Source organism: Chitinimonas violaceus (genome assembly GCF_052601015.1).
In genome coordinates this window covers 20,825-45,650 of sequence record NZ_JBQXDJ010000006.1, presented here as the reverse complement: position 1 = coordinate 45,650, position 24,826 = coordinate 20,825, and the positions used below count along the sequence as shown (strand labels likewise).

Genomic DNA, 24,826 nt, shown 5'->3' with positions numbered 1-24,826 from the left:
TGAACAGGCTCTGAGAAACGTACCCTCAAAATAGGTTGCCTTGCTCTGCCGGAACATCACTAACTACAACTCCTGCCTCGCTCTGTGCAAAGCGCAGTCGCAATTTCTGCCCTTGGCGTAAGCCCTCCGCTTCGCGAACCAACTTTCCATCCGCGGTTTCAACCAAGCTGTATCCACGCCCCAATACCGCTATTGGGTTCAGTGCTTCCAATCGTGCTGCCAAGGTGGACAATTGGGCTGCTACTTTGCCTTGCTGCCCCTGCACAACAAACTTTCGTCGCTGCTGCAACACGACCAACTGGGCACGCAAGCCAGCCACCCCGGGTTTCGCATAGCTGTGTTGTTGGCGCAGTTCAACCAATTGCCAACGCTTTTGCTCCATCACCCGCGCCATACTGCGGCGCAAGGCTTGCGCCGCGCTCTGCAGCTGCTGAGCCTGGCGCTTCAAGCGTTCTCCTGGATGAACCAGCCGCCGGCTCAAATAGTCAAGCCGCTGCATTCTGGCCTCCAACTGTTGGCTGCAAACACGTTGTAAACGGCGATGCAACTGGACGACTGCTGCCAACTGCGCTTCACGATCGACCGATACCAGCTCAGCGGCTGCGGTTGGCGTTGGCGCCCGAACATCAGCAACAAAGTCTGCAATCGTGAAATCCGTCTCGTGCCCTACCCCGCTCACGACAGGAATAACCGAAGCCGCAATGGCGCGGGCCACGATCTCCTCATTAAACGACCATAAGTCCTCGATACTGCCGCCGCCACGGCACAGGATCAGCACATCGACCTCAGTGCGAGCATTCGCTTTCTCCAGCATGGCCACAATGGTGTCTGCAGCGCCTTCACCTTGCACAGGCGTAGGGTATAGCACCACGGGCACATGGGGAGCACGACGCCGCAACGTGGATAACACATCACGCAATGCCGCTGCATTGGGCGATGTGATAACACCTATCGCTCGGGGGCTGGGGGGCAATGGACGCTTACGGACTGGCTCAAACAAACCTTCTGCCGCCAAGGCCAGCTTGAGCTTCTCAAAAGCCTCAAACAATGCACCAAGGCCTGCCGGCCGCATGCTCTCAAGATTCAGCTGATAGTCGCCACGCGCCTCATAAAGCGTCACGACAGCCCGCGCTTCCACCTTCATTCCTTCACGCAACTTGAAAGGTAGCAACAAGGCTCTGTTGCGAAACATCACACAGCGCACCTGGGCGCCAGCATCCTTGAGAGACAGGTAACAATGCCCACTGGCGGCAATGGTCAGGTTGGATATCTCACCGCTGACCCAAAGCAGTGGCAGCTCGCGTTCCAGTAGGCGTTTGACTGCACGATTCAATTCACTGACTGACCATACCGGGGTCACGCTTGACAGCATCTCGTTCATTTGGTCTCACAAAGAGGGAATTCATCCACATCGAAAGCTAATGTGTCAGTGTTGTGGAAAATTGCTACATTCGCGTTACAGAAAACGCTTAAGTTATTGATTTTAAAATGAATATAATCGTTGCTTATTTTTTAAGCAACTCAACAACCTGCTGGTTTTTAGGGGCTTGGCGGATTTAACTGTCCAGTTGCCCACAAACTTATCCACAACTCATGTTAACAACCACAACCAACCAGTAACGACGGGGTATTTGAACCAACAGGCTATGCGAATGTCTTGCCGGGTACATCTAGCACAGCTAAAGTTACGCGGTTTTTCGCCAACTCCCAACCGGGTAGGATATTCATGTTCGCCATCATTCAGGCTGCCGGCTGGCCAATCTACACAATCATATTCGCCTCCGTTGTAGCCGTTGCCATCATTATCGAACGATTGGTAAGCCTGCGACGCTCGCAGGTATTGCCGGAAGGGCTACTGGCCCTGACCGTACAGGAACTGAAAAAGAGCGGCGTCACCCCTGACATGCTCTCTCGACTGCAAGCAAACTCGCCACTAGGCCGTGTATTGGCTGCAGGCCTGAAGAACGTAAAAAGTACGCGTGAAATCATGAAGGAATCGATCGAGGAAAGCGGCCGTGCCGTTGCCCACGATCTGGAACGCCTGCTAACCACACTGGGCACCATTGCAACGGCAGCACCATTGCTGGGGCTATTAGGCACCGTAATCGGCATGATCGAAATCTTCGGCTCCCAGTCCCCTACAGGTGGCGCCAACCCCGCCGCATTGGCCCATGGTATTTCGGTTGCGCTTTACAACACCGCATTCGGCATCATGGTTGCTGTGCCCGCCCTGGTTTTCTACCGACACTTCCGCGGTACCGTCGACAGCCTGATTGTCGAGATGGAACAACAAGCGGTCAAACTCGTGGAAGTTGTCCACGGCGAGCGGGGTTAAGCAATGAACTTCCGCCGCGGCAGACACCGGGAAGAGCCAGAGATCAACTTCATTCCGTTGATTGACGTGATGTTGGTGATCCTGATCTTCTTGATGGCCACCACCACTTATTCGAAGTTTGCCGAACTGAAAATCGCCCTGCCCACAGCTAGCGCCGAAAAGCAGGAGACCAAGTCTCAGGAAGTGGAAATTTCGATCACCAGCAATGGCAGCTATGCCATCAATGGTAAGCGTATCGAATATCAGAACCCTGAAAGCCTGGCTGCCGAAATGCGCAGCGCTGCAGGCGGCCAGGACCCGGTTGTCGTGATCAACGCAGATAGCGCCAGTACGCACCAGTCGGTCGTCAATGTCATGGAAGCTGCCCGTATTGCTGGCTATGGCAAATTGACTTTCGCCACGCAGTCGCCAAACTAGCTAGCATCTGGAAGTATCAGCCTTAGACATTCCCGCTGCCATAGCGGGAATGTCTTTTTTTAAGGTTCAAAGTCCACAAGCACAGCGGCTTTGAACCATACCGAACACTGAACATGGTTGTGCTCTAAAAGCGTGACCGATCCCCTACATGCAAACACCAGCCCATTGGCAAAGTCGATTCCCTGCTGTCCTGTTGCTTCCTCTCAGCCTGCTGTTTGGTACGCTTGCAGCTGGACGGCGCATGCTCTACAGGCTCGGCTGGTTACGTAGCGAACGGTTGGCGGTTCCTGTTGTGGTTGTCGGTAACATCAATGCCGGCGGTGCAGGCAAGACACCCACCGTGCTCTATTTGGCCCAGGCGTTACGACAAGCAGGTTTGCAACCTGGTATTGTCAGTCGCGGTTACGGCGGCAAGGTAAATGGTGTTGCCGAGGTACCCATCACAGGCAAGGCTAGCCAACTGGGCGACGAGCCCCTTCTGCTGGCCCGCAACAGTGGCTGCCCGGTTTTCGTCGGCCGTGACCGGGTTGCCGCAGCCAAAGCGTTGCTAAAAGCCTATCCGGCAACGAATTTGATTCTCTGTGACGATGGTCTTCAGCACTATCGCCTTCAGCGCGATGTGGAGATCGTCGTCATCGACGCTCAACGTGGCTTGCAAAATGGGTGGTTGTTGCCCGCAGGCCCATTGCGGGAAGCAGCTGGTCGGCTCGCTACCGTAGATGCGATTGTGTTCAATGGCACAACGGCAGGCGTACAGAAGATTGCCCCAGACCAGACACCCACATTCCAGATGCACTTACTACCGGCCCCCGTTTATCGGCTCGGTGCCAAGCACGAGCAACGTGCCCTCGAAAGTTTTACCGGCCAAAAATTGGCTGCTGTAGCAGGCATAGGCAACCCCAGCCGTTTCTTTGCAACCCTGCGTAGTGCGGGCTTAGCGGTAAGTGAACACCCTTTTCCCGACCACCATGCTTATAGCGCAACAGATCTCTCACAGATCAAAGCCGATGCCATCTTATGCACTGAGAAAGACGCCGTGAAATTCGCCGCAGTGCAGCACGATGTTAATATTTGGGTTGTTCCGGTCGTGGCGCAAGTTGTCCCCGACCTGGTCAGCTGGCTTATCCAGCGCCTTGATACTGCTTACACCCAGTCATATGGGCATCAAAACCCGCGTGGCTAGGGCGCTTCTTTACGTGCCCAATAAATTTTCGGAATCCCTATGGACGCCAAACTGCTTGAAATTCTCGTCTGTCCTGTATGCAAGGGCCTTTTGCATCTCGATAAAGCACGTCAGGAATTGATTTGCCGAGGAGACCGCTTGGCCTTTGCAATCAAAGACGGGATCCCAGTCATGCTGGAAAGCGAAGCACGCGAATTGCCCGCAGACGAGGAAGTCGGTCAGTGAGTTTTGTCGCCTTGATCCCAGCCCGGCTGGCATCCAGCCGCCTGCCGGAAAAACCGCTGGCCGATATCGGCGGTAAGCCCATGATTGTGCGTGTCGCAGAACGGGCCTTGCAAAGCGGGGCCAGCGCCGTGCATGTCGCTACCGATGACCACCGTATCTTCGACGCGGTACGGGAACATGGCCTGAATGTGCTCATGACCCGTACAGACCACAGTTCGGGCACAGAACGGCTGGCGGAAGCCGCCGACCTGCTTGCCCTGCCAGACGAAACGGCAGTCGTGAATGTGCAGGGCGATGAACCGCTGATCGACCCCACGCTTATCGACGCTGTTGCCAATATGTTGCGAGGTGACGACACCTTGCCAATGACCACAGCCTGCCACGCTATTGGTAGTGCGGAAGACATGTTCAATCCCAATGTGGTCAAGGTCGCGCTTGACCGTAATGACCGCGCCCTCTACTTTAGCCGGGCCCCTATCCCCTACGCACGCGACGCCTTTATGCAGACGCGTGAGGTATTGCCGGCTGATCTGCCCGTGTTTCGGCACATCGGCATTTACGGTTATCGCGCCGGCTTTCTACGCCAATACCGCAACCTCGCGCCCTGTGCCCTCGAACAATTCGAAGCCCTGGAGCAACTTCGCGTGCTATGGCACGGTCACACCATCGGGGTTGCCGTCATGGACCACGCACCCGAAGCGGGCGTAGACACACCAGCCGATCTTGAACGCGTTCGCCAACGCTGGGCGGCACTACAGGCATGAACGGCCATCATCACGGCACATAAGCCTTCCAGCTGGCCTGCCGCCGAAACGATTTAAACAAACCACTGAAACCAGGACTCACCCCCAATGCGATTGATTCTTTTAGGCGCACCCGGCGCCGGTAAGGGTACACAAGCCAACTTCATCAAGGAAAAGTTCGGTATTCCGCAGATTTCCACCGGCGATATGCTGCGCGCCGCCGTCAAGGCAGGCACACCGCTGGGCCTCGAAGCCAAGGCCATCATGGACGCCGGCGGTCTGGTACGTGACGACATCATCATCGGACTTGTGAAGGAGCGCATTGCCCAGCCCGATGCCGCCAAGGGCTTCCTGTTTGATGGCTTCCCACGCACTATCCCCCAGGCAGATGCCTTGAAGGAAGCCGGTGTAGATATCGATTACGTTGTCGAAATCGACGTGCCTGATAGCGAAATCCTTGAACGCATCACCGGCCGTCGCGTTCACTCGGCTTCTGGCCGTGTCTATCATGTCAAATTCGCCCCACCCAAGGTCGAGGGCAAAGACAACGAAACCGGCGAAGCACTGGTGCAACGTGACGACGACAAGGAAGAAGTCGTCAAAAAGCGCCTGTCGGTCTACCACGAGCAAACCGAAGTGCTGGTCAGCTACTACGGCGAACTTGCCAAGTCAGGCGATGCCAAAGCACCGAAGTACATCAAGGTGCCAGGTGTTGGTGCTGTCGATAAAATTTGCGATACGGTGTTCAAAGCACTTGGTGCATAAAGCATACTGAGCGCAATAGCAGTTATTACAGGCGGTTTAACCGCCTGTTTGCTTTTGGGGCTACACACACATGCTTACCGGACTGAATCACCTGACTTTGGCAGTACGTGACCTGGAAGAGAGTTTCCGCTTTTATGTCGACCTCCTCGGTGCGCAGCCGCATGCTCGGTGGGACAGTGGTGCGTATCTGAGCATTGGCCCTCTGTGGCTCTGCTTATCGCTTGATCCCACACGACAACCCGATGCTGCGCAGGATTACACGCACTACGCCTTCAGCACCAACGACTTCGCTGCAACCGCAATGAAACTACGCAATGCTAACGTACGCGAATGGAAAGTGAACCGAAGCGAAGGGGATTCGCTCTATCTATTAGATCCGGATGGACATCGATTGGAAATCCACGCCGGAGACCTCACAACTCGCCTGGCAGCCTGCCGTGTTGGACCCTACGCCGGCATGGTGTTTTTCGACCCCTATGAGGAAACTGCGTGTACCACGGTGAACGCTTAAACAGTATTACGCATCTGGCCGGTTCCCTATTCAGCATCGCTGGCCTGGTTGTTCTGGTCGTGCTGGCCAGCCAACAGGGCAACCCTTGGAAAGTCGTCAGTTTCAGCATCTATGGTGCGATGCTCGTCGTGTTATATGGCTTCTCCACGCTTTACCACAGTATCAAGCACCCCAAAGCCAAAGCAGTACTGCAGAAGTTTGATCACTGCGCAATCTACCTGCTGATTGCAGGCACCTACACACCCTTCGCGCTTGTTACCCTCCGTGGTGGATGGGGATGGTCGCTCTTTGGCGTTACATGGGGATTAGCCCTCTTCGGTATCATCCAGGAACTGACTCTTGGCCGCCGTACCCGCCTGCTATCAATGATTTTATACGTCGTGATGGGCTGGTTGGTCGTCATCGCCATCAAGCCACTGGTTGCCGCATTACCCACGGCTGGGCTTGCCTGGCTGGCTGCTGGCGGTGTTGTCTATAGCATCGGTATCTATTTCTTTCTCAATGATGAGAAAGTCCGCCACTATCATGGCATCTGGCATTTGTTCGTTTTGGGCGGGAGTCTGTGCCAGTACATCAGCATCCTGTTCTACGTGGCTTAGCATAACTAACAAACCCCTTCTGGCGTTGTTGCGCAAACTTGCCGTACCCATCGGTACTGTCTGCGTTTGTACGCCTAGCCAGAACCGCTGCGCTGGGTTTTGTTAGCTACGCTTAGTAACCACCTACTACGCAGCTGTGATCAGGATTCATGTGCTGCTCGAAAGCCCCCGCCAGGGGGACGCCGAACTGCTACGGTGCTTCGCACCAAGAAGTTCGCAACCTCATGTACCTAAGTACATTCCGGTTTCTGCGCTGCGCTGTGCCCTGCTGACAACTACTCGCGACAGATCGTGAATAGGTTCTCAGCGCGGCCAGCAAAATCCCTTTAATACTGTTGCGCAAACTTCGCATGCCTACCGGGCGTAATTCGTAGTTTCGGACTACAATTGCGCCCGTCTACTGCCTGTCGGGAGCACCCCCAATGCTGCGCCGCCTGCTGATTTCCACCGCCTGCCTTGCCAGCAGCACGTTACATGCCGCTGAACCCGCCATAGAGCTGGCTGTGACGGTAAAAGCTCCGGTAAGCGCAGTTTGGCAGGCCTGGACCAGTAATGAGGGCATCACCAGCTTTTTTGCGCCGGAAGCCAATGTGGAACCCCGCCCGGATGGTCCCTTCCACATCTATATGGACCCCTATGGTGAACCAAGCATGAAGGGGGCAGATACCATGCAGGTATTGGCTGTCGAGCCCGAGCAGCTCTTGTCGTTCACCTGGAATGCCCCGCCTCACTTAGCAGCGGCAAGAGCACAACGCACTGTAGTCATTCTGCGCTTTGCACCGGAAGGTGAGGCAACCCGCCTGACGTTGACGCATCTGGGCTGGGGCAGCAATGGTGAATGGCCCAAAGCAAAGGCTTATTTCGAAAAAGCCTGGCCAAAGGTGCTGAAAAACCTGCAAACCCGCTTCGAGACGGGTAAGCCCCATGACTGGACCGAATGGCGCGAACAACTCAAGCAATGGCATGCCCAGGAAGCCGCTAAACAAAAGTAGAAACCAGATCGGCCAAGGGTGGCTGCAACCCCCAGCTTGCCTAGCCACCTAGCCGCAACACCATTCCCTTGGAGTATTCATGAGCATCAAAAACGCCTTTTATGCCCAATCGGGCGGGGTTACCGCCGTCATTAACGCCTCCGCCGCCGGCGTCATCGAAGCCGCCCGCCAACATGGTGACCGTATTGGCACGGTCTACGCAGGCCGCAATGGCATTATCGGCGCATTAACCGAAGAGCTGATCGATACCTCGCGTGAAAGCGCTGCCGACATTGCCCGACTCAAGCACACACCCTCTGGCGCTTTTGGGTCCTGCCGCTACAAGCTCAAGAGTCTGGATACCCACAAGGAACAGTACGAACGCCTGATCGAAGTCTTCAAGGCCCACAACATCGGCTACTTCTTCTACAACGGTGGTGGTGACTCTGCCGATACCTGCTACAAAGTGGCCCAACTGTCCGAAACCATGGGTTACCCCATCCAGGCTATCCATGTGCCCAAGACCGTGGACAACGACCTGCCTATTACAGACTGCTGCCCTGGTTTTGGCTCGGTCGCCAAGTATGTTGCCACCTCGATCCGTGAAGCCGGCTACGACGTCGCCTCGATGGCCAAGACCTCGACCAAGGTCTTTATCCTCGAAGTCATGGGCCGGCACGCAGGGTGGATTACCGCCGCATGCGGCCTTGCAGCCGAGAGCGAAGGCGAAGGTCCACATATCCTGCTGTTCCCAGAAATCGAGTTCGACGAAGCTGCTTTCCTCGCCAAAGTGAAAGCCTCGGTGGAAAAATACGACCACTGCGTGATCGGCGTGTCAGAAGGCATCAAGAACAAGGACGGCAAGTTCCTTTCCGAAACCGGCTTGAAGGATGCCTTTGGCCACGCACAGCTGGGTGGCGTCGCCCCTACGATTGCCCAGCTTGTGAAAGACAAGCTCGGCTACAAATATCACTGGGCAGTAGCTGACTACCTGCAACGCGCAGCCCGGCATATCGCCAGCAAAACCGATGTCGAGCAGGCCTATGCGCTTGGGAAGGCCGCCGTTGAAATGGCGCTGGCAGGTAAGAATTCAGTCATGCCAGCAATACGTCGCCTGAACGACGCACCGTACAAATGGGACATTGCCGAGGCCCCATTGAGCCAAGTCGCCAACGTCGAAAAGTTCATGCCGCGCGATTTCATCTCGCCCGATGGCTTTCATATCACCGATGCCTGCCGCCGCTACCTCTCACCATTGATCGAAGGCGAAGACTACCCACCGTTCAAGAATGGCCTGCCTGACTATGTAAGGCTACAAAACCATACCGTCGCAAAGAAATTGCCGGAATTCAAGATTTAAAGCCCTAAGAACCTGTTTACGATCTTACTGCACGTGGCCAATTGGCCACGTGTTGCACAAATTCCTCTACTGCATTAAGTCCCCCTAAGTTGCTGACAAGGCTGCCTCTTGAACACTAAGGGGGACACGTTGCACCGGTCGCATCAGGCCCCCATCTCAGTAACTGTAAGCACCTGTTCAACACTAGTAAGTTCAGCTATCTCAATATGCTGAGAGCCACCGCCCGGTTATCCAAAACTCGTCTTTCTGCCCTGCATGGAAATAAGCTACTCCTGCACCTAGGTAGCAAATCAGAAAGCGAACATATTGGCGTTAGCCTCATTGGCACTTCCCTCATTAGCGTAACCGTTATTACCGTTACCATTAATATAAATACAAATAACAATTAGCAACAATTACCAATATTCACCTGTCATCACCCATAAAGAAGAAGCACAACGTTAAACAATTAAACAGACATTCTTACATCTATCCTGTTCTCAACTTGGCGCTCAAAAGGCGTTGATTCTCGAAAATAATGCACCGGCTAATACTTACCCCCTAGCCATGCCTTAATAGATAAGCTGTAATCGATATGAAAACGATGGAAAATAGCCTGCCACGAAAATACTTTTCGTGCTTGCTCGAAAGAATTTGCGCCAGTCTGTGCAAAAAATCCAAGGTCTCGATAAGTTGGCAAGACCCTTACTTCAAAACAGCCCATGAGTGCGATCTGGTTGTAAATAGAGTTTGGGTCGTCAGTTCTTTTGCCAAGGGCGATTCACATTGTATTTATCTGGAAATCGTGGCTGAAGTCACTACAGAAGCGAATGACAAATATTCAGGCATGCTCTCTATTCCAGTAATTAACCGAACTTTATTTTGCAACTTTCCAAGCGTACGCCTTTATGTTGGAACACCAAGCAGTAATACATCGGGTACTCAATTTAACGAAGCTATACAAATTTGGGGCAATGAAGTAACTGATTCTTTTGAGACTATTCACAGCATAGCGGAAAATTAAGTCTTGGACTTATTTAAATACAGGAAAGCTTATTTTAATTCTGACTACAGTCGCCGGCTTATCTCATTACCAATAATTCCAGCTCCAACAGCCAAGGCACACAAGTTCGTACATAGCAGTAGCGAACTTGTGTTAACCACCTTTTAGAGTCGCTAACAAAACCCTTCTGGCGTTGTTGCGCAAGCTTGCCGTACCTACACTGCCTACGCTTGCGCGCCTAGCCAACATCGCTTCGCTGGGTTTTGTTAGCGACTCTTAGTCTCAGTCCAAAGTCTCGCGAGCTAAGGCAAAACAAGGCGAAAGCAAGGAAGGAAGAGGAATTTACACAGCTTAAGTGAGCATTCCTCGGGGGTTCTCAACACCGTGTCGCTGACGCGTAGCCGACTCTTGCAGCAACGTACTAACCCCACGCCTCGGCCACAATCCTCGAAGCCGACGCGATCACATCGTTGCGGGCTTTTGCGTCTTTGCTGGGCTGTGTGAAATAGACAGTAATTACGATAGGCGCCTTGCCTGTCGGCCATACGACGCCAATATCATTGGTCGTGCCGTAGTCGCCTGTACCGGTTTTATCCCCTACTACCCAATCTGCCGGTACACCAGCACGTATTCTCGTGGCACCGGTTGTATTGCCTCGCATCCATTCCACAAGCTTGTCGCGCTGCGATGCCCCCAATGCATCTCCCAGCGTCAACCGTTGCAGTGTTTTTGCCATTGCAGCCGGCGTGGAGGTATCACGTGGGTCGCCCGGAATAGCAGTATTGAGTTCGGTTTCCCAACGGTCGAGTCGGAATTGGCTATCGCCAACCGAACGCGCAAACGCAGTCACGGCAGCAGGGCCGCCAATCTGCTTCATCAACAAATTGGCCGCGGCATTATCGCTGTACTGGATAGTAGCCGCGCATAGCGCCGCCACTGTCATGCCGTCACTGATGTGCTTCTCCGTGATCGGTGAATAATTAACCAAGTCGTCTTTTGTATACGTAATGAGTTTTTCCAGGAAACCACTTCTGGTTTCGCTGTGTTTCAGGATAGCCGCGGAGGCCATCACCTTGAATGTGCTACAGAACGGGAAACGCTCGTCCGCACGGTGAACCAGCAGTTCACCATTGGCTGAATTTAAGGCTGCAACACCCAGCCGCCCGCCCGATACCGTTTCCAGCGCGGCAAGCCGGCTCTGCGCCGGATTAGCACCACGCTTACCCCCTAGAAAAGAAGAACATGCGCTGGCGAAGGGGGTCAATGCTGCGGCAAGCAACAGTGAACGACGGGCAGGTGAGTGACTCATGTTATTTTCCTATGGCAGGGGGAAGGCCGATTGTGACTGCTAAGCAAAGCTAAGGCTCCCCAGTTCACTGTCTCAGGTGTAACGCGTACGTTGCTGGTGATACTGATTACAACCCGCTTTCAGGCAGTCCGTCGGGAATCAGCCGGCGAAAACGGCATAAAAAAGCCACCTATAAAGGTGGCCTTTTACAAGCTATGTTGGCATCAACCCGCCAATGCCTCGCCCAAACGCCTACGTTTGACAGACAGCGCGACTGGAAGCCGGTCTGACAACTTGGCCAGCCACTCATCGTGCAGCTGCAATTCATGCCGCCAGGTTTCTGTATCCAACGACATCAGCTTTTCGAACAATACCGGGTTCATCTCGGCAAGGTCGGTCCAGTTTAAGTCAGCATAGTCAGGCGCCCAACCCAGCAAGGTTTCCTTTGCCTTGGCTTGTCCTGTAATACGCCCCACCATCCATTCAAGCACACGCATATTGTCGCCAAAACCTGGCCAGATGAACTTGCCCTCTTCATCCACGCGGAACCAGTTCACGCAGAAAATATGCGGGGCATGCTGCTTGACCTTCTCGCCCATGCTGAGCCAATGCTGGAAATAGTCCCCCATGTGGTAGCCACAGAACGGCAGCATGGCGAAAGGATCGCGTCGGGTCTGGCCGGTCGCGCCAACGGCTGCCGCGGTGGTTTCCGAACCCATGGTTGCCGCCATATATACACCGTCTTCCCAACTCTTGGCTTCGAACACCAAGGGCACAGTGGACGAGCGCCGACCGCCGAAGATAAAGGCCGAAATCGGTACGCCTGCCGGGTCGTTCCAGGCGGCATCAAGCGACGGGCACTGGGCGGCGGATACTGTGAAGCGGGCATTGGGATGCGCCGCCTTCGTACCCGAGGCGGGCGTCCAATCCTTACCTTGCCAATCCGTCAAATGAACCGGTACTTCCTTGCTCATGCCTTCCCACCAGACATCACCATCATCCGTCAACGCGACATTGGTGAAGATCACGTTTTCGTTCAGCATGGCCATGGCGTTCGGGTTCGACTTCACTGACGTCCCAGGCGCCACACCGAAATAGCCATTCTCCGGGTTGATGGCGTACAGCTTGCCGTCAGCGCTTGGCTTGATCCAGGCAATATCGTCGCCCACTGTGGTGACCTTCCAGCCGGCATAAGTCTTGGGGGGGATCAGCATCGCAAAGTTGGTCTTGCCGCAGGCGGAAGGGAAAGCCGCCGCCACGTAATGCTTTTTGCCCTGCGGATTTTCCACGCCAAGAATCAGCATGTGTTCCGCCAGCCAGCCCTGGTCGCGCCCCATGGTGGACGCAATACGCAGCGCGAAGCACTTCTTGCCCAGCAAGGCATTGCCACCATAGCCCGAGCCGAAAGACCAGATCTCGCGGGTTTCGGGGAAATGAACAATGTACTTGGTATCTTTGTTGCACGGCCATGCCACATCGGCTTGTCCCGCTGCCAACGGCGCGCCCACCGAGTGCACACACGGCACAAAGTCGCCATCCTTACCCAAGACGTCGTAAACAGCACGACCCATACGGGTCATGATGCGCATTGATGCAACAACATAGGGCGAATCGGTTACCTCGATGCCGATGTGGGCAATCGGCGAGCCCAAAGGCCCCATGCTGAATGGAATGACATACAGGGTACGGCCACGCATGCAACCGTCGAACAGGCCGTCCAACGTCGTGCGCATTTCTGCCGGAGCCATCCAGTTGTTGTTCGGGCCGGCATCGACCTTTTCTTTCGAGCAAACATAGGTACGGTCTTCCACCCGCGCGACATCGCTCGGGTCGGAAAAAGCGGCGTAACTATTGCGTCGTTTGGCTGGGTTAAGCTTTTTCAATGTACCGGCAGCCACCATCCGGGCCAGCAACATTTCATTCTCTTCTTCAGAACCATCGACCCAATGTATGGCATCGGGCTTGGTCAGTGCGGCAACTTTGGCTACCCAGTTGAGCAGGGCTTGATGCTGGATATAGGCAGGAGGGGCGAACTGCATGCGATGTGATCTCTTTGGGCGATGGCGAAGATTCGTACAGCGTTTTGTCGATATCGACAGCTGTGAGGTAGATTTATTTTCGCAAAAAAGCTTGGCGTAGTCGTCAAAAATGTAGTGGCGGAAATAAAACTACAAAACAGTACTCCTCCTAACCTGAGTGTTGCAATCAGGCTACAAGCAACCATTCCCCTCCGTTCTGTCGTCAGGGTAAACCCTAGGCCCATGCTAGCGTTATGGCGCTCACGGCCTTCACACAGAAGGTGCGTCTGACGCACTAGACATAAAAAGAGGGAATTGCAATGCAAATCAAAATATTGGCCGCCGCCGTCGCAGCCATCGGCAGCCTGACGACTGCACACGCCGCGGATACGACGCCACAAAAAGCGGAAAAAATTGTTATTACTGGTTCAAATATCAAACGTACTACAAAAGAAACTGCCATCCCCGTACAGATGATCACCAAGGAAAACATCGCAGCTACGGGGGCGCTGACGATTAAAGACGCGCTTGAATCGATGTCGGTGGCGACAGGGGGACTGAGCGACATCACGGGTGACAACTCCTTCGCATCAGGTGCTTCGTCAACTTCGCTCCGCAACCTGGGCACCTCATCCACCTTGATCCTGCTCAACGGCCGACGGATTGCAGCCTTCGGTACACCAGACTACGCAGAGACCATTACCAATATCGACTCACTTCCACTCGAAGTCGTTGAACGGGTCGATATTCTCAAAAGCGGCGCGTCAGCGATTTACGGCTCCGACGCCGTTGCAGGAGTGATCAACATCATCACCCGTAAGGACTACCGGGGCATGCAAGCCAAAGCCACCTATAGCAACTCGATTCAGCGAGGACTGTTTGGCAGCAAAAGCGCCAGCATTACCGGCGGGATGGGCTCTCTGGCAGAAGACCGCTACAACGTGATGTTCAATGCAGAGCTGTTCGAACGGGATGGGTCAAACTGGCGCGACGGCCTGGGTTATATCCACCCCGATGCTCGTCGTTTCAATGCCAACTTAGGCAGCTACTCCAGCTATTCGTACCCCGGCAATATCGAAGATAACGTGAACGGAACCATTGTTCCTGTTCCGGGCTGTACGCCGGCCGCCAATGGCCTATGCATGTACGACCGTTACTCACGCATCAATATGACCCCCGAGTCAAAGCGCGGTAACTTCATGGCCTCCGGCACCTTGGACCTCGGCAACGGCTTACAGGCATATGGTGATGTAACGTATTCAAAAATAACGACCGAATATTTGAGTACATATGGCGTATGGGGAACGGGTGGCCCAACCTGGGCAAACCCTCTGACGGGGCAAATCAAGTACATGGATAAGACGGCGCCGTTGCCTACGACCCACCCCCTTAATACAACGGGTGACCTGGCTGGGCTGCGTTATCGTTTTGCCGATTCAGGGGCAAGCAACAAATCAGATGCATCGCAATATCGCGCGCTCGCAGGTATTAAAGGCACGCTGGGTGACTACGACTGGGATGCGGCTTTGGGTCAGCTTGGCTCCAAAGCGACCAATACTCTACGCGGCAGCTTCAGCGAGACTGGCTTTTTGAAGCACATTGGCGATTACACCGCTGCTGTTAATGGTGGTGACCCCTTGTTCTTCAACCGTACATACAAGATCGGTCAGCCCAACAGTGCAGACGTGTTGAGCGAACTGTTCCCCGAGTACAGTTTCTTTGGCAAAACCAAGGTCAACTTTGCCGATGCCAAGCTGTCGGGTGAGTTGGCTGAACTGGCCAATGGCCCAATGGGCTTCGCTGCCGGTATCGATATCCGCCATGAAACCCTGCAAGTGGATACCTCGGCCAATCTGCGAGCAGGCGACATCGTCGGCTATGGGTTCAGCGCATCGGATTCATCGCGCACATTTGGCTCCTTATTTGGTGAACTGAGCATCCCAGTCCTTAAAGATCTCGAAGCGCAGGTTGCAGCACGCATTGATAAATACCCACGTCTGGACCCGCATATTTCGCCCAAGCTGGCGTTGCGTTACCAACCGAACAGAAACCTGGTCTTGCGCGGCAGCATCGAGACTGGGTTCCGTGCGCCCAACTTATCCGAAAGCGCGCAGACCTTGAAAACCGCTTTCGACTCCGCCAACGATCCCAAACGTTGCGGCGCAGCGACTGCACTTGCAAGAGACTTGACCGCGCAAGCTAACGCACTACCCAGCTCCGACCCACAAAAGACCGTATTACTGGCTCGCGCAGATACGATTACCAGCAGCGAGTGCAGTGCCGGCCTTTTCAGCAAAGTAACCAATAACCCCGATATCAAGCCCGAAGAAAGCAAGAGCCTTAGTTTCGGTTTTGTATTCGAGCCAGTGCAAAGCTTCAATATGAGCGCTGATTATTGGCGTATCGAACGTAAGAATGAGATCCGAATCGACAGTTACGACGACTTGCTTAATCGGGAAGACTCGCTCGCACCAGGCATCATCACGCGCAAGCCCCTCACTGCGAATGACCGTACCTTCAGCCTCGCTGAGCAAGCCCAATATGGCGTTACAGTTGGCGCGCTTGAATCGATGATCAGCAAATTCAAAAACGTTTCCAAAACCAAGACCGATGGTGTGGACTTCAATTTCACGGTACGCAAGAACCTCGGCGCTATTGGTTTGCTGACGACAGAACTGAATGCCACCTATCTATTAATGCTGCGCAAATTCAGCGAGGGTAGGAACGACTGGGGCGACAATCAAGCGGGGCGTTATAAGACTCCACGGCTGACTGGGGATGTAACATTCAAACTGAAGACTGGGGCCTTTTCCAATAGCATCCGCGTCAAACACCAAAGCGCCACTTCATTACAGGCAGATTTTGACGATCCAAACTATACGATCGCAGATTGCAATAAGAAAGGCATCCCCGAAGCAGATTGCCGGGTCGACAGTTTCACCCGCGTGGATTATTCGATGGCATACACCGGGGTTAAGAATATGACAGCCTCGCTGTTTGTAAGAAACATATTCAACCGCCAGCAATTCGACCAACGTGCCTGGGGTAGCGACGGTGGCGGTATCTCACCGCAAATACTTGAATTGGCCAATGCCATGGGCCGTGTTGTGAATTTGGGTCTGGAGTACAAATTCTTCTAATAACCTATTCACGATCTTACTGTGCAACGCTGTACCCTGCTGACAGCTGCCCGTTACAGATCCTGAACAGGTTATAACGACCTAATTACGATTCATAACGCACAATTTGTGCGCCGTTCAAAGCCCCCGCCCTGCCGGGGGCTTTTTTATTACCCCATTTATCCAACACCCTGGATCACGCATTTAATTCAAGAAAAGAAAAGCAACAAAGAGAATTCAATTCAAATATAAAAAATAGAATAGAAAATACATCATATTTAAACGAGTCTTTTAAACAACAATTCACCCGTCATTTCATTCAATAACAAAAACCTGATCGCATACTGTGATTTAACAAATAGAATTTAATTCTGATTTTATTAAAAAATAAATCACAGCAATCAAGCTGACTGTAATAAATTGAAAACAAAGGATGTTGGTGTGAAAAAGCAGTACCTCGCAATTGCAGTGGCAACACTAGGTAGTACCGAAATAGCATTCGCAGCAGAAGACCCCTCGCTTCAGCATGCAGAAAAAATCGAAGTTACTGGTTCAAACATCAAACGGTTGACTAGAGAAACCCAGGCGCCGGTACAGATTATCCGCCGCGAAGAAATCAAACAGACAGGCGCCAATACATTACGCCAGCTGCTCGATACGATAACGGCGGCAGACCCTGCAGCACTCTCAGACGTCAATTCTGGAAAAGGTTTCGCCAGTGGTGCATCTGGCCTTGCATTAAGGGGCTTGAGTAAAAGGGCTACGTTGACACTGGTCAATGGCCGCCGTATTTCGTACTACGGCTTGGCTGATGGCGCCAAAGAAAATTTCGTCAATATCGATACCATCCCCACGGAGGTAATCGAACGGGTGGAAATCCTTAAAGATGGGGCATCTGCCATTTATGGCTCTGATGCCATCGCTGGCGTGGTCAATATCATTACCCGCAAGACATTCTCTGGGTTGTCTACCACTGCCAGCACGCAAAGCCCTCTTGATAAGCATGTCGGTACACAACACACCGCCACAGTAACGGCTGGTACTGGGGATTTGGCAAGCGATGGATATAACCTCTTTGGCCATATCGAGTTGTATCGCCGAGAGGGTTATAACCAAGCGGACATCCTGGGGGCTTATCCAGAATGGCACACCGCTTATGTCAACCCTGCCCTGCGGCAGCCGAACTCGACGTCTTACCCGGGCAACCTCTTTGACCCAGCCAACGGCGTAAACCGTCGCCCCATGTACAACTGCCCTACTACGCAGATTGTCGATGGAGCATGCAAAGTAAGCCTTAACGACACGGTTGAAATAATCAGCCCTGCCAAGCGAATCAACATCCACAGCGGCACGCGCTTTAGGTTTGATTCCGATTTAGGTGGCTTTGGTGAATTCAGCTACTCGCGTACTCAGAACACCTACCGGCACGAGCCTTATGCCTTCCGTTCTGCCATGGCGCCTGCCAAGTGGCTCAATGGCATGACCGGCGAGGTCAACTCAATGGCCTACCCTACCCTGGCTGTTGGTAACCCAGCCAATCCTTATACTTTCCCTGTCGGCATCGAATATAGGTTCATGGATGATGTAAGCCTCTTCAAGCGTGAGGTCACATCAAACCAATACCGCCTGCTCGCCGGCCTGGAAGGCAGTGTGCGCGAATGGGACTGGAATGCCGCAATAGGCCGCATCGGAACGGATACTGATTCCAATGAACGCGGTTCGCCCAATGCCCAAGCACTGACCCAGCTCGTCACCAGTGGGGAGTATAGGATAGGCGAACGTAATAACAACGAAGTCCTGGCGCGCCTGTTTCCCAACATCGGCATGACAGGCAAGACCTACCAGAACTTCATCGACGGCAAAATTTCCGGCGAGGTGTGGGACCTGCCTTCTGGACCACTCGCCATTGCATTTGGGTTCGACCTACGTGAAGAGTCGTTGAAGATCAGCTCGTCAGAAAACATCCAACGCGCTGAAATCGTCAACCGCGGCGGATTCGATGTCGATGGCCGCCGGCGACTAAGTGCTCTCTTTACTGAACTGAGCATTCCTGTCATTAAAGATTTGGAGATATCTGCTGCTGCACGCTACGACAAGGCGGGTACCAACGACCGCATCAGCCCCAAAGTAGGGTTCCGCTTTCACCCAATTCGCAAGCTGCTGCTCCGCGGTACCTACGCCGAAGGCTTTCGCGCCCCCAATATTCCCGAGCAAATGGGGCAAGGCGGGCTTACAGGTCGTTTCCACCGGCAGGAAGACCCGCGGCGATGCGTCACCGCAACTGCTATCCGCAACGCATTACGTACCGGCAACGCTACCGATATCAACGATGCGAACCTCGCATTTGATAGCGGCTGCAGTATCGAAGTCCCTGTCATCATCAAGGCCAACCCGGCGATCCAGCCCGAGACTTCAACCAGCAAGTCGATCGGCTTCGTCTTCGAACCCAACCAGCATTTCAGTTTGGCGGCGGATTACTTTGCTATCGAGCGCAAAAACGAGATACGCAACCGCCTACCAGCCTATGTGCTGAAGAACGAAGGCAAACCCAATTTTGAAACTGTGCTTGATCGCCAATCGGTTTCGGCCATGGATTTATACTTTGCCCAGCGTGCGTCCCAAATCACCGGGCAGTCTTACACCTGGGATGTAGGACAGGTCCAGCGCATGTCCTTGCAGTACGAAAACCTGCTTCGTACACGTGTATCGGGTGTCGACATCGATATCGACAACCGCTTTAATCTGGCAAATATCGGTCGTGTCGGCGTTGGGCTTGAAGCGACCTATATGCTCAAGCACCAGACTTACGATGGAGATGCAAATACATGGCAGGCCAACTATATCGGTCGCTATGGCTATCCTCGGTTACGCGCGACGCTAAAGACCAGCTTGGCAAGAGGGCCATGGTCCACCTCGTTGCGCCTCTACTATGTGGCTGGGACATCGCTCTACCATCTGTATGACGAGAACAGTTATAACCTCGACGGTTGTGCAAAGAAAGGCTACCCGGCGCAGTACTGCAAAGTCAGCTCAGACCTGCGTACAGACCTTACCGTCACTTACACAGGCTTCAAGAACCTTACTACTGGCATAAACGTGTTTAATCTGCTGGGACGCGACTACCCGGTCAACCTGCGTAATGGATTCATCTATCGCGATAGGGAAGTCAAACTGGCGATGGGTTATCAGTTCTAATTCAACCGTTGCAAGGGGTGCTGCGAACCAAACCTACCAGTACGACAGCGCCCCGTATCAGATTGATGGCTGGCGCGACAGAAGTTGGTTTGTCATAAGAATTTGGATGGTAGCCCCAGATTCAGATAACACCCCAAAGAGACATCACCTTTAGGTAAATCTAACCAAACGGATTAGGACTTAAATTGATTTTTGAATAGTCAACGTTATAGCGATCGCAAATTTGCATGAGACGAGCACCACCATCATGGATAAGGCGATGGTCAGTCTCTCTGGGAAGTGCATTTGCAACGACCACCCGAACTACACACCAGCCGCTTTTCCGAGCCTGCGCTGTAGTGAGATCAACGCTCACAACACTACTGCCATACTCTTCCTCCACAGCGGAAATAATCCCTTTCTTAGAAAAGATACATTGTGGCTCAGGTTTAAAGTCACCAATGCACGCATTTGAATACCAATCCAATATCGGCTTGGGGTGGTGATAAGCATAGAGTACATGGCCAAATGAGTTGGTTGGCAACGCATCTTCAAATACTGATGTATTAGGCTCTCGTGCAATTGTCCAGCGAAGCATCAAAGACTCCAGCACAGCCTTCTCCGCAATGTGGGCAATCTTAAATCCAGCCGCCGACCCGCATGTAAGCGCCGAGCCGTCCGTTCGAGTCATCATAGAAATAACAACAGAAGGGAAATTGGCTTGGCTATAGATATATAGATTTACAACGAGTTGATGACGTAACAACTCTTCCTGGAGGTAGTCAGGCAGTTCTTCAGCAGACAGTCGATATAGAGGGAAGCCCGGAACCCTCCACGAGAGCATGCAAACGTCTCGTTCAACTACTTCAAGAAGCCCATGCATTTCCGCTGCTTCAATTTCTGTTCCGGCGGCAAGTCCTGTTGCACTCGGCCACAAAAACAGACAATCATTCTCCTTCACCTTCCACCACAAGAAAGCTGCAAGCGCGGGAACCCATACTGGGGACTCAGTAAGAACCCTCCTCCCAATAACCCAGCTTAGACTGCAAGTATCAGGATTCCTCGAATCCAGCAGCAGTTCCGGTAATGCTTTGAAATGTTGCAGACTGCTTGGCTTGATAGCACAAGCATCGTTCAAATCATCAAAAGTTGTGTAGCTTCTATTAATAACTTCCGCTGTAAACTGCGATTGGAATGCAGATAATCGCTCAACCAATTCAGCAAAAGCACGTAGCCTCGTAGAGGCTTCATCTATCCCTAGTGAGGCGCCGGTAAGCTGATAAAGGGAATTGTCCGCACTTCGTATTCTTATCGCAGTTCGACCTATTAGAAGCCCCGAGCTCGTGACAGCATAGGGCTCAATTTTTACCTGGCGCGATGATGCGATCCCATCGTATTGGTATTCAGAATTGGAAACGCTATCCATTGGAATGATTCATATCTGAAATCAACAATCTTTAACCATCAACGGATTCTGTGTATGGCTCGGCACATGCCATACACAGCTCATGCTTTGAATAGAGGACTTTGCTGATTCCAAGCCCGCCAGGCTTTATCATCAATTGATGGTCAATAGTTTCAGGAAGCGAAACCCCTGAGAGGTAAGTCAAAGACTGCATGGCAAGGAGCGCGCCACTCATACTCACGATGGTACTTAAAGCTCCGGTACTACGCCTTGGTAGCTGGGCTGTAAGCATAGCGATCCGTTGTGCGTTGGGTTCTTTCTCATGGAACCATGCCCATTCGCAGTATGGACATGCTGACTCTCCGGGCAAATACAACGGACCGATACCTTGGCTTGTTCCTCGAATAAGTGGTGTGCCAGTAATTTTGGCTGCAGATGCCGCCCACCGAGCGATTTCCCAACGAGGGGAATCAGCTGTCAGCACCATCAAGTCAAATTTCCCATATTTAGCTATTAGATAATTAATATGTTTAATTGACTCTACAAATTGGTGAATGGGTGTAACCGTGGTATGCGGAAACTGCCTAGTAGCAATCTCAGCGGCAGAATAAACCTTACTTTTTGCCAAATGCTGATGATCAAACAAAGTCTGTCTCGGCAAATTTGAGAGCTCAACTTCATCGCCATCAACCACGACTATCTTACCCACACCATTTGCACAAAGGTGTTGAAAAACCCATGAGCCCAAGCTTCCCATACCAATCATTAAAATACTAGATTGCCGAACTCGCTCAAAACATGCTGTCCCAGAAGTCCCAATACTTGCTGTATCAGAGAAATATTCAATTTCTCTTCGAAATTCCTGATTTAGTCGATCCGTAAAATCTGGCAAATTGTCAATTATTTCCAAAGCACCATGCTTTAGCAAAGCTTGCGACGCCTGAAGTGATTGCAGAGAAAATCCGTGCAATTCGAAAGATTCTGACAGATCGTTACTAACAGGCAAGCCGGTGATAAGTGCAGCACATAGCCTATGAGCCTCATCTGCTGTTTGAGCCTTCAGTTTGAAACTTACGCCATCTTTATCAAAGAAAAAATACTCATTAGGGCTACTACAGATTACTTTAAAGTTTGCTCTTGTAATTAATAGCTTTTTCATAGTCAGCTTTTACCTAGTAGCCAAGTCACGGCAGGGATATTCGTTACCACCCCTCCACATACAAATCCGTATACACGGGACAAAACTATTTAGTTACCTATAGCATTTAACACGGTTGCTCCTGCGTTGTGGTAACGAAAAGTTTTTTGATCAAGCTCAGTACTATGGCAGCTACGGTTATGAGAAAAAAAATACTCGTCGCATCGATCCATGCAGAAACATAACTAACCAAAATGCCTACTAATGGGTAAATTATCCAAATCAAAGAACTGAAAACTGAATTAACTCTACCACTCATATTCAATCGAATATTTTCTTGGCGCAGCGTAATAGACAGAGCATTTCTCGTGGCATACACCAACCCTAAAAGGAAAGAAATCACACCAAAAGCCCAAACGTTTTTACAACCAAAGAAATAAAGTGCAACAAATAATACACCGGTAAAATACCCTGCAAACTGAACAATATACAAATTCCTCAGTTGCACTACAGCACTTGATTTCAATCTCACCAAGGTAAGGTTTCCAATAAGCATACCTCCCCCAACCAAAGAAAACTGAATTGAAAGTTCTTGTGCATTGAAACCCAAATACTTTACATAAATCACCGACGAAAGCAATTCAAAAGCTGAAGAGAACAAGCACCAGTTTCCGCCCAAATATAGCAAGGCTCGGAGCTTTGAATCTTCCCAAATTGCACTTAGTCCATTACGAAAACGCTGCATAAATATTTCTTTATGCCCCGTGCCTAAAGGAATATCTACAGATCCCCTAATAAGAAATATCAAACAAAAGGAAATGGCATAACTTATGCAATCCAAATACATTGCATTAGGAAGGGAAATTTCAGTGATAACTAGCCCAGCGACTGCTGCACCCACAATACTTGCAAGTGATTGACTTGTGGCAATTTTTGACGTCGCAGAAAGAATGTCTTTTCTCTGAGTATCGTAAATGAATACATTCACTGCTGAATCAAACAAAATTCTTGCGCTACGATCCAAAGTTAACAGTATTGCGAGCACCAGCATTGTGAGATGCCCGTCAGCAAACATCTGTGCAATTAGAAAAACGCAGCTGGCCCTGGCTGCAACTGATGCCAACATTAATGTCGTACTTCGCTGCAAGTCACAAACTAGCCCGGATATTATTCCGAAAATAATGTTGGCTAAAGCTGCAAATGTAAATAGAGACACATACTGAGGGGTGGACAAGCCCAACCCCTGAAGGGCGATAATTGGCAGAGCAACGATAGAAAGTTGGCTACCAAGCAATGAGATCGTTTCCCCCAACCAGAATGTCCTAAATGCGATCGACTTCGAGTTTTGGCCCTTATTAAACCAATGGACATTCCACATCTGGACACACACAAAAATCTAGCAAAGAAATCGGATTAATTTAGAGATTATCCTAGCATTGGAATAGATGAGGCATCAATTACATTCTCTTTATCAAAGTCACTGTAATAGTAGCCGCTTCGAAGCATCCGTAAGTTTGTGTTCTCGGCAATAACATCAGGAGCAAAGAAATATCCGCTATTTATGTCGATACCAAAATAGGCTCTTATCTCTCTATACTTCGCATCGATTGTATGGAATTTATGCAATGAATCTTGATACTGCCTATTGTAAATCTCAATAAGATCCTTGAAAAATCGAAGAACTTCGGAACGAGTATCAACCGGCCCACCAAGCTCATAAACGAGCCGTTGAAGCGCTACGTCTTCATGAAATTTTGTAGATAGGATGCCAGCCAACTTACTTCTCCCATACCGGAAGGCGACCGACAGTGAATCCTCTTCATACGCTACGTAATGCCAAAATGTTGGAGGCATATAGATCGTATCACCTGGCTCCAACGTTATCGTCCATCCGTCTACCATATCCAAAAAGGTGTGAAAATCACTTAGTGTGAAATTCTCCAAACTCACGCAGCTCCAATTTCTGGATGGTAATAGCTTTCTTGTTTGGGTAGGATCAATCAATACAAATGTCTTTCTTCCACATATCTGGTAATGCAATACGTGCTTATAGTCACCATCATAATGAAGATGAGCAAAATTCCCTTTTGCACCTGCAAAAAAGTAGGGGCGAATTTCTGCCACGTCGTCCACCAAGAGTGCCATGTGCTCCATATTCAAATCAGCAACTATATCTTTTGGTGCAACACGCGCGGAACTCAACATCCGTGGGTGAAATGCTTTCTCCCTAATTTTCTGGAAAAATTCACCCAGGCATACAGTCTGGTATACCTGGGTACAGGCATCTTCGTATCGCTGAACATCATAAAAATGTTCATTACATACAGAAAGTTGAACATTGGACCACCTATCGAGCGCAGTATTAAAATCTGTTAACTGCTCAAGGAAGCTTCCAGCAAAAAGTCCTTTAATCACAACGGGAGTTCGTGACTTAATATAATTACCGAATTGCTTCTTTGCATCATTAAGATGCAATTGGTTAATATTTCTCATATTAAGTATTCTGGGTAAACTAGTCTTATGTTTATGGATTCAAATGTGCATTGGTGCACTTTGAATTCAAAGACAATTGATTTTGAAAATAAATTGAAAT

General features: G+C 51.3%; 20 protein-coding genes. 13 read left to right on the top strand and 7 right to left on the bottom strand.

The features are described from left to right. Window positions 1–25: 25 nt before the first annotated feature. A complete protein-coding gene (gene xseA, locus ACUHMQ_RS03515; RefSeq protein WP_445294065.1) occupies window positions 26–1,381 on the bottom strand; it encodes an exodeoxyribonuclease VII large subunit in 1,356 nt (451 codons plus the stop codon). 345 nt (window positions 1,382–1,726) lie between these two features. On the opposite strand from xseA, the gene ACUHMQ_RS03510 reads away from it, so the two are divergent. The 11 genes from ACUHMQ_RS03510 (at window position 1,727) to ACUHMQ_RS03460 (ending at window position 10,112) form a co-directional block, all read left to right on the top strand. Continuing rightward, a complete protein-coding gene (locus ACUHMQ_RS03510; protein ID WP_445294064.1) occupies window positions 1,727–2,335 on the top strand; it encodes a MotA/TolQ/ExbB proton channel family protein in 609 nt (202 codons plus the stop codon). Between the two features lie 3 nt (window positions 2,336–2,338). Further along, window positions 2,339–2,752, top strand: a complete 414-nt coding sequence (locus tag ACUHMQ_RS03505; RefSeq protein ID WP_445294063.1) for an ExbD/TolR family protein — start codon at window positions 2,339–2,341, stop codon at window positions 2,750–2,752. 148 nt (window positions 2,753–2,900) lie between these two features. Continuing rightward, window positions 2,901–3,935: a tetraacyldisaccharide 4'-kinase gene (gene lpxK / locus ACUHMQ_RS03500; protein ID WP_445294062.1), complete on the top strand. Its 1,035-nt coding sequence runs from the start codon at window positions 2,901–2,903 to the stop codon at window positions 3,933–3,935. 39 nt (window positions 3,936–3,974) lie between these two features. Next, the gene (locus ACUHMQ_RS03495) at window positions 3,975–4,160 is read left to right on the top strand and encodes a Trm112 family protein (RefSeq protein WP_445294061.1); all 186 of its coding nucleotides are present in this window, start codon (window positions 3,975–3,977) and stop codon (window positions 4,158–4,160) included. After that, complete coding sequence (gene kdsB / locus ACUHMQ_RS03490; protein ID WP_445294060.1) at window positions 4,157–4,924, top strand: 3-deoxy-manno-octulosonate cytidylyltransferase; 768 nt, start codon at window positions 4,157–4,159, stop codon at window positions 4,922–4,924. The genes ACUHMQ_RS03495 and kdsB overlap by 4 nt, the downstream gene beginning before the upstream one ends. Window positions 4,925–5,011: 87 nt before the next feature. Then, window positions 5,012–5,668 carry an adenylate kinase gene (gene adk / locus ACUHMQ_RS03485; protein WP_445294059.1) on the top strand — a complete coding sequence of 219 codons (657 nt, stop codon included), beginning with the start codon at window positions 5,012–5,014 and terminating at the stop codon, window positions 5,666–5,668. A gap of 70 nt (window positions 5,669–5,738) precedes the next feature. Further along, on the top strand, window positions 5,739–6,179 hold the full coding sequence (gene fos / locus ACUHMQ_RS03480; protein WP_445294058.1) for a fosfomycin resistance glutathione transferase: 441 nt from the start codon (window positions 5,739–5,741) through the stop codon (window positions 6,177–6,179). Then, complete coding sequence (gene trhA / locus ACUHMQ_RS03475; RefSeq protein ID WP_445294057.1) at window positions 6,158–6,778, top strand: PAQR family membrane homeostasis protein TrhA; 621 nt, start codon at window positions 6,158–6,160, stop codon at window positions 6,776–6,778. The genes fos and trhA overlap by 22 nt, the downstream gene beginning before the upstream one ends. 422 nt (window positions 6,779–7,200) lie before the next feature. Further along, window positions 7,201–7,770, top strand: coding sequence for an SRPBCC family protein (locus tag ACUHMQ_RS03470; RefSeq protein WP_445294056.1), 570 nt, complete (start codon window positions 7,201–7,203; stop codon window positions 7,768–7,770). 79 nt (window positions 7,771–7,849) lie between these two features. After that, window positions 7,850–9,109, top strand: a complete 1,260-nt coding sequence (locus ACUHMQ_RS03465) for a 6-phosphofructokinase (RefSeq protein WP_445294055.1) — start codon at window positions 7,850–7,852, stop codon at window positions 9,107–9,109. 574 nt (window positions 9,110–9,683) lie between these two features. Further along, a complete protein-coding gene (locus ACUHMQ_RS03460; protein WP_445294054.1) occupies window positions 9,684–10,112 on the top strand; it encodes a hypothetical protein in 429 nt (142 codons plus the stop codon). Between the two features lie 400 nt (window positions 10,113–10,512). Here ACUHMQ_RS03460 and bla read toward each other — a convergent pair whose 3' ends face one another. Together bla and ACUHMQ_RS03450 are read right to left on the bottom strand one after the other, a co-directional pair. After that, window positions 10,513–11,400: a class A beta-lactamase gene (gene bla / locus ACUHMQ_RS03455; protein ID WP_445294053.1), complete on the bottom strand. Its 888-nt coding sequence runs from the start codon at window positions 11,398–11,400 to the stop codon at window positions 10,513–10,515. Between the two features lie 203 nt (window positions 11,401–11,603). Further along, window positions 11,604–13,418 (bottom strand): phosphoenolpyruvate carboxykinase (GTP), encoded by a 1,815-nt coding sequence (locus ACUHMQ_RS03450; RefSeq protein ID WP_445294052.1) that lies wholly within the window; start codon window positions 13,416–13,418, stop codon window positions 11,604–11,606. A 299-nt stretch (window positions 13,419–13,717) separates the two neighbouring features. Here ACUHMQ_RS03450 and ACUHMQ_RS03445 point away from each other — a divergent pair, with 299 nt between their 5' ends. Together ACUHMQ_RS03445 and ACUHMQ_RS03440 are read left to right on the top strand one after the other, a co-directional pair. Beyond that, window positions 13,718–16,537, top strand: a complete 2,820-nt coding sequence (locus ACUHMQ_RS03445; RefSeq protein WP_445294051.1) for a TonB-dependent receptor domain-containing protein — start codon at window positions 13,718–13,720, stop codon at window positions 16,535–16,537. Window positions 16,538–16,957: 420 nt separating this feature from the next. Further along, a complete protein-coding gene (locus ACUHMQ_RS03440; protein ID WP_445294050.1) occupies window positions 16,958–19,711 on the top strand; it encodes a TonB-dependent receptor plug domain-containing protein in 2,754 nt (917 codons plus the stop codon). 160 nt (window positions 19,712–19,871) lie between these two features. Here the strand turns inward: ACUHMQ_RS03440 and ACUHMQ_RS03435 are convergent, their stop codons facing one another. The 4 genes from ACUHMQ_RS03435 to ACUHMQ_RS03420 all read right to left on the bottom strand — a co-directional run bounded on the left by ACUHMQ_RS03435 (window position 19,872) and on the right by ACUHMQ_RS03420 (window position 24,726). Further along, complete coding sequence (locus tag ACUHMQ_RS03435) at window positions 19,872–21,116, bottom strand: YcaO-like family protein (protein WP_445294049.1); 1,245 nt, start codon at window positions 21,114–21,116, stop codon at window positions 19,872–19,874. Between the two features lie 31 nt (window positions 21,117–21,147). Beyond that, window positions 21,148–22,254, bottom strand: a complete 1,107-nt coding sequence (locus ACUHMQ_RS03430) for a HesA/MoeB/ThiF family protein (protein WP_445294048.1) — start codon at window positions 22,252–22,254, stop codon at window positions 21,148–21,150. A 106-nt stretch (window positions 22,255–22,360) separates the two neighbouring features. Then, entirely contained in the window at window positions 22,361–23,545 is a 1,185-nt protein-coding gene (locus ACUHMQ_RS03425; RefSeq protein ID WP_445294047.1) for an MFS transporter, read from the bottom strand. A gap of 113 nt (window positions 23,546–23,658) precedes the next feature. Then, the gene (locus tag ACUHMQ_RS03420; protein WP_445294046.1) at window positions 23,659–24,726 is read right to left on the bottom strand and encodes a cupin-like domain-containing protein; all 1,068 of its coding nucleotides are present in this window, start codon (window positions 24,724–24,726) and stop codon (window positions 23,659–23,661) included. Window positions 24,727–24,826 lie beyond the last annotated feature (100 nt).

Excerpts from the sequence above, each read along its gene's own strand:
- ACUHMQ_RS03430 (WP_445294048.1), bottom strand. The coding sequence starts at position 22,254 with ATGAAAAAGCTATTAATTACAAGAGCAAACTTTAAAGTAATCTGTAGT.
- ACUHMQ_RS03460 (WP_445294054.1), top strand. The coding sequence starts at position 9,684 with ATGAAAACGATGGAAAATAGCCTGCCACGAAAATACTTTTCGTGCTTG.
- ACUHMQ_RS03470 (WP_445294056.1), top strand. The coding sequence starts at position 7,201 with ATGCTGCGCCGCCTGCTGATTTCCACCGCCTGCCTTGCCAGCAGCACG.
- ACUHMQ_RS03495 (WP_445294061.1), top strand. The coding sequence starts at position 3,975 with ATGGACGCCAAACTGCTTGAAATTCTCGTCTGTCCTGTATGCAAGGGC.
- ACUHMQ_RS03445 (WP_445294051.1), top strand. The coding sequence starts at position 13,718 with ATGCAAATCAAAATATTGGCCGCCGCCGTCGCAGCCATCGGCAGCCTG.
- ACUHMQ_RS03435 (WP_445294049.1), bottom strand. The coding sequence starts at position 21,116 with ATGGATAGCGTTTCCAATTCTGAATACCAATACGATGGGATCGCATCA.
- ACUHMQ_RS03505 (WP_445294063.1), top strand. The coding sequence starts at position 2,339 with ATGAACTTCCGCCGCGGCAGACACCGGGAAGAGCCAGAGATCAACTTC.
- ACUHMQ_RS03450 (WP_445294052.1), bottom strand. The coding sequence starts at position 13,418 with ATGCAGTTCGCCCCTCCTGCCTATATCCAGCATCAAGCCCTGCTCAAC.
- adk (WP_445294059.1), top strand. The coding sequence starts at position 5,012 with ATGCGATTGATTCTTTTAGGCGCACCCGGCGCCGGTAAGGGTACACAA.
- ACUHMQ_RS03420 (WP_445294046.1), bottom strand. The coding sequence starts at position 24,726 with ATGAGAAATATTAACCAATTGCATCTTAATGATGCAAAGAAGCAATTC.
- ACUHMQ_RS03510 (WP_445294064.1), top strand. The coding sequence starts at position 1,727 with ATGTTCGCCATCATTCAGGCTGCCGGCTGGCCAATCTACACAATCATA.
- bla (WP_445294053.1), bottom strand. The coding sequence starts at position 11,400 with ATGAGTCACTCACCTGCCCGTCGTTCACTGTTGCTTGCCGCAGCATTG.
- lpxK (WP_445294062.1), top strand. The coding sequence starts at position 2,901 with ATGCAAACACCAGCCCATTGGCAAAGTCGATTCCCTGCTGTCCTGTTG.
- fos (WP_445294058.1), top strand. The coding sequence starts at position 5,739 with ATGCTTACCGGACTGAATCACCTGACTTTGGCAGTACGTGACCTGGAA.
- xseA (WP_445294065.1), bottom strand. The coding sequence starts at position 1,381 with ATGAACGAGATGCTGTCAAGCGTGACCCCGGTATGGTCAGTCAGTGAA.
- ACUHMQ_RS03465 (WP_445294055.1), top strand. The coding sequence starts at position 7,850 with ATGAGCATCAAAAACGCCTTTTATGCCCAATCGGGCGGGGTTACCGCC.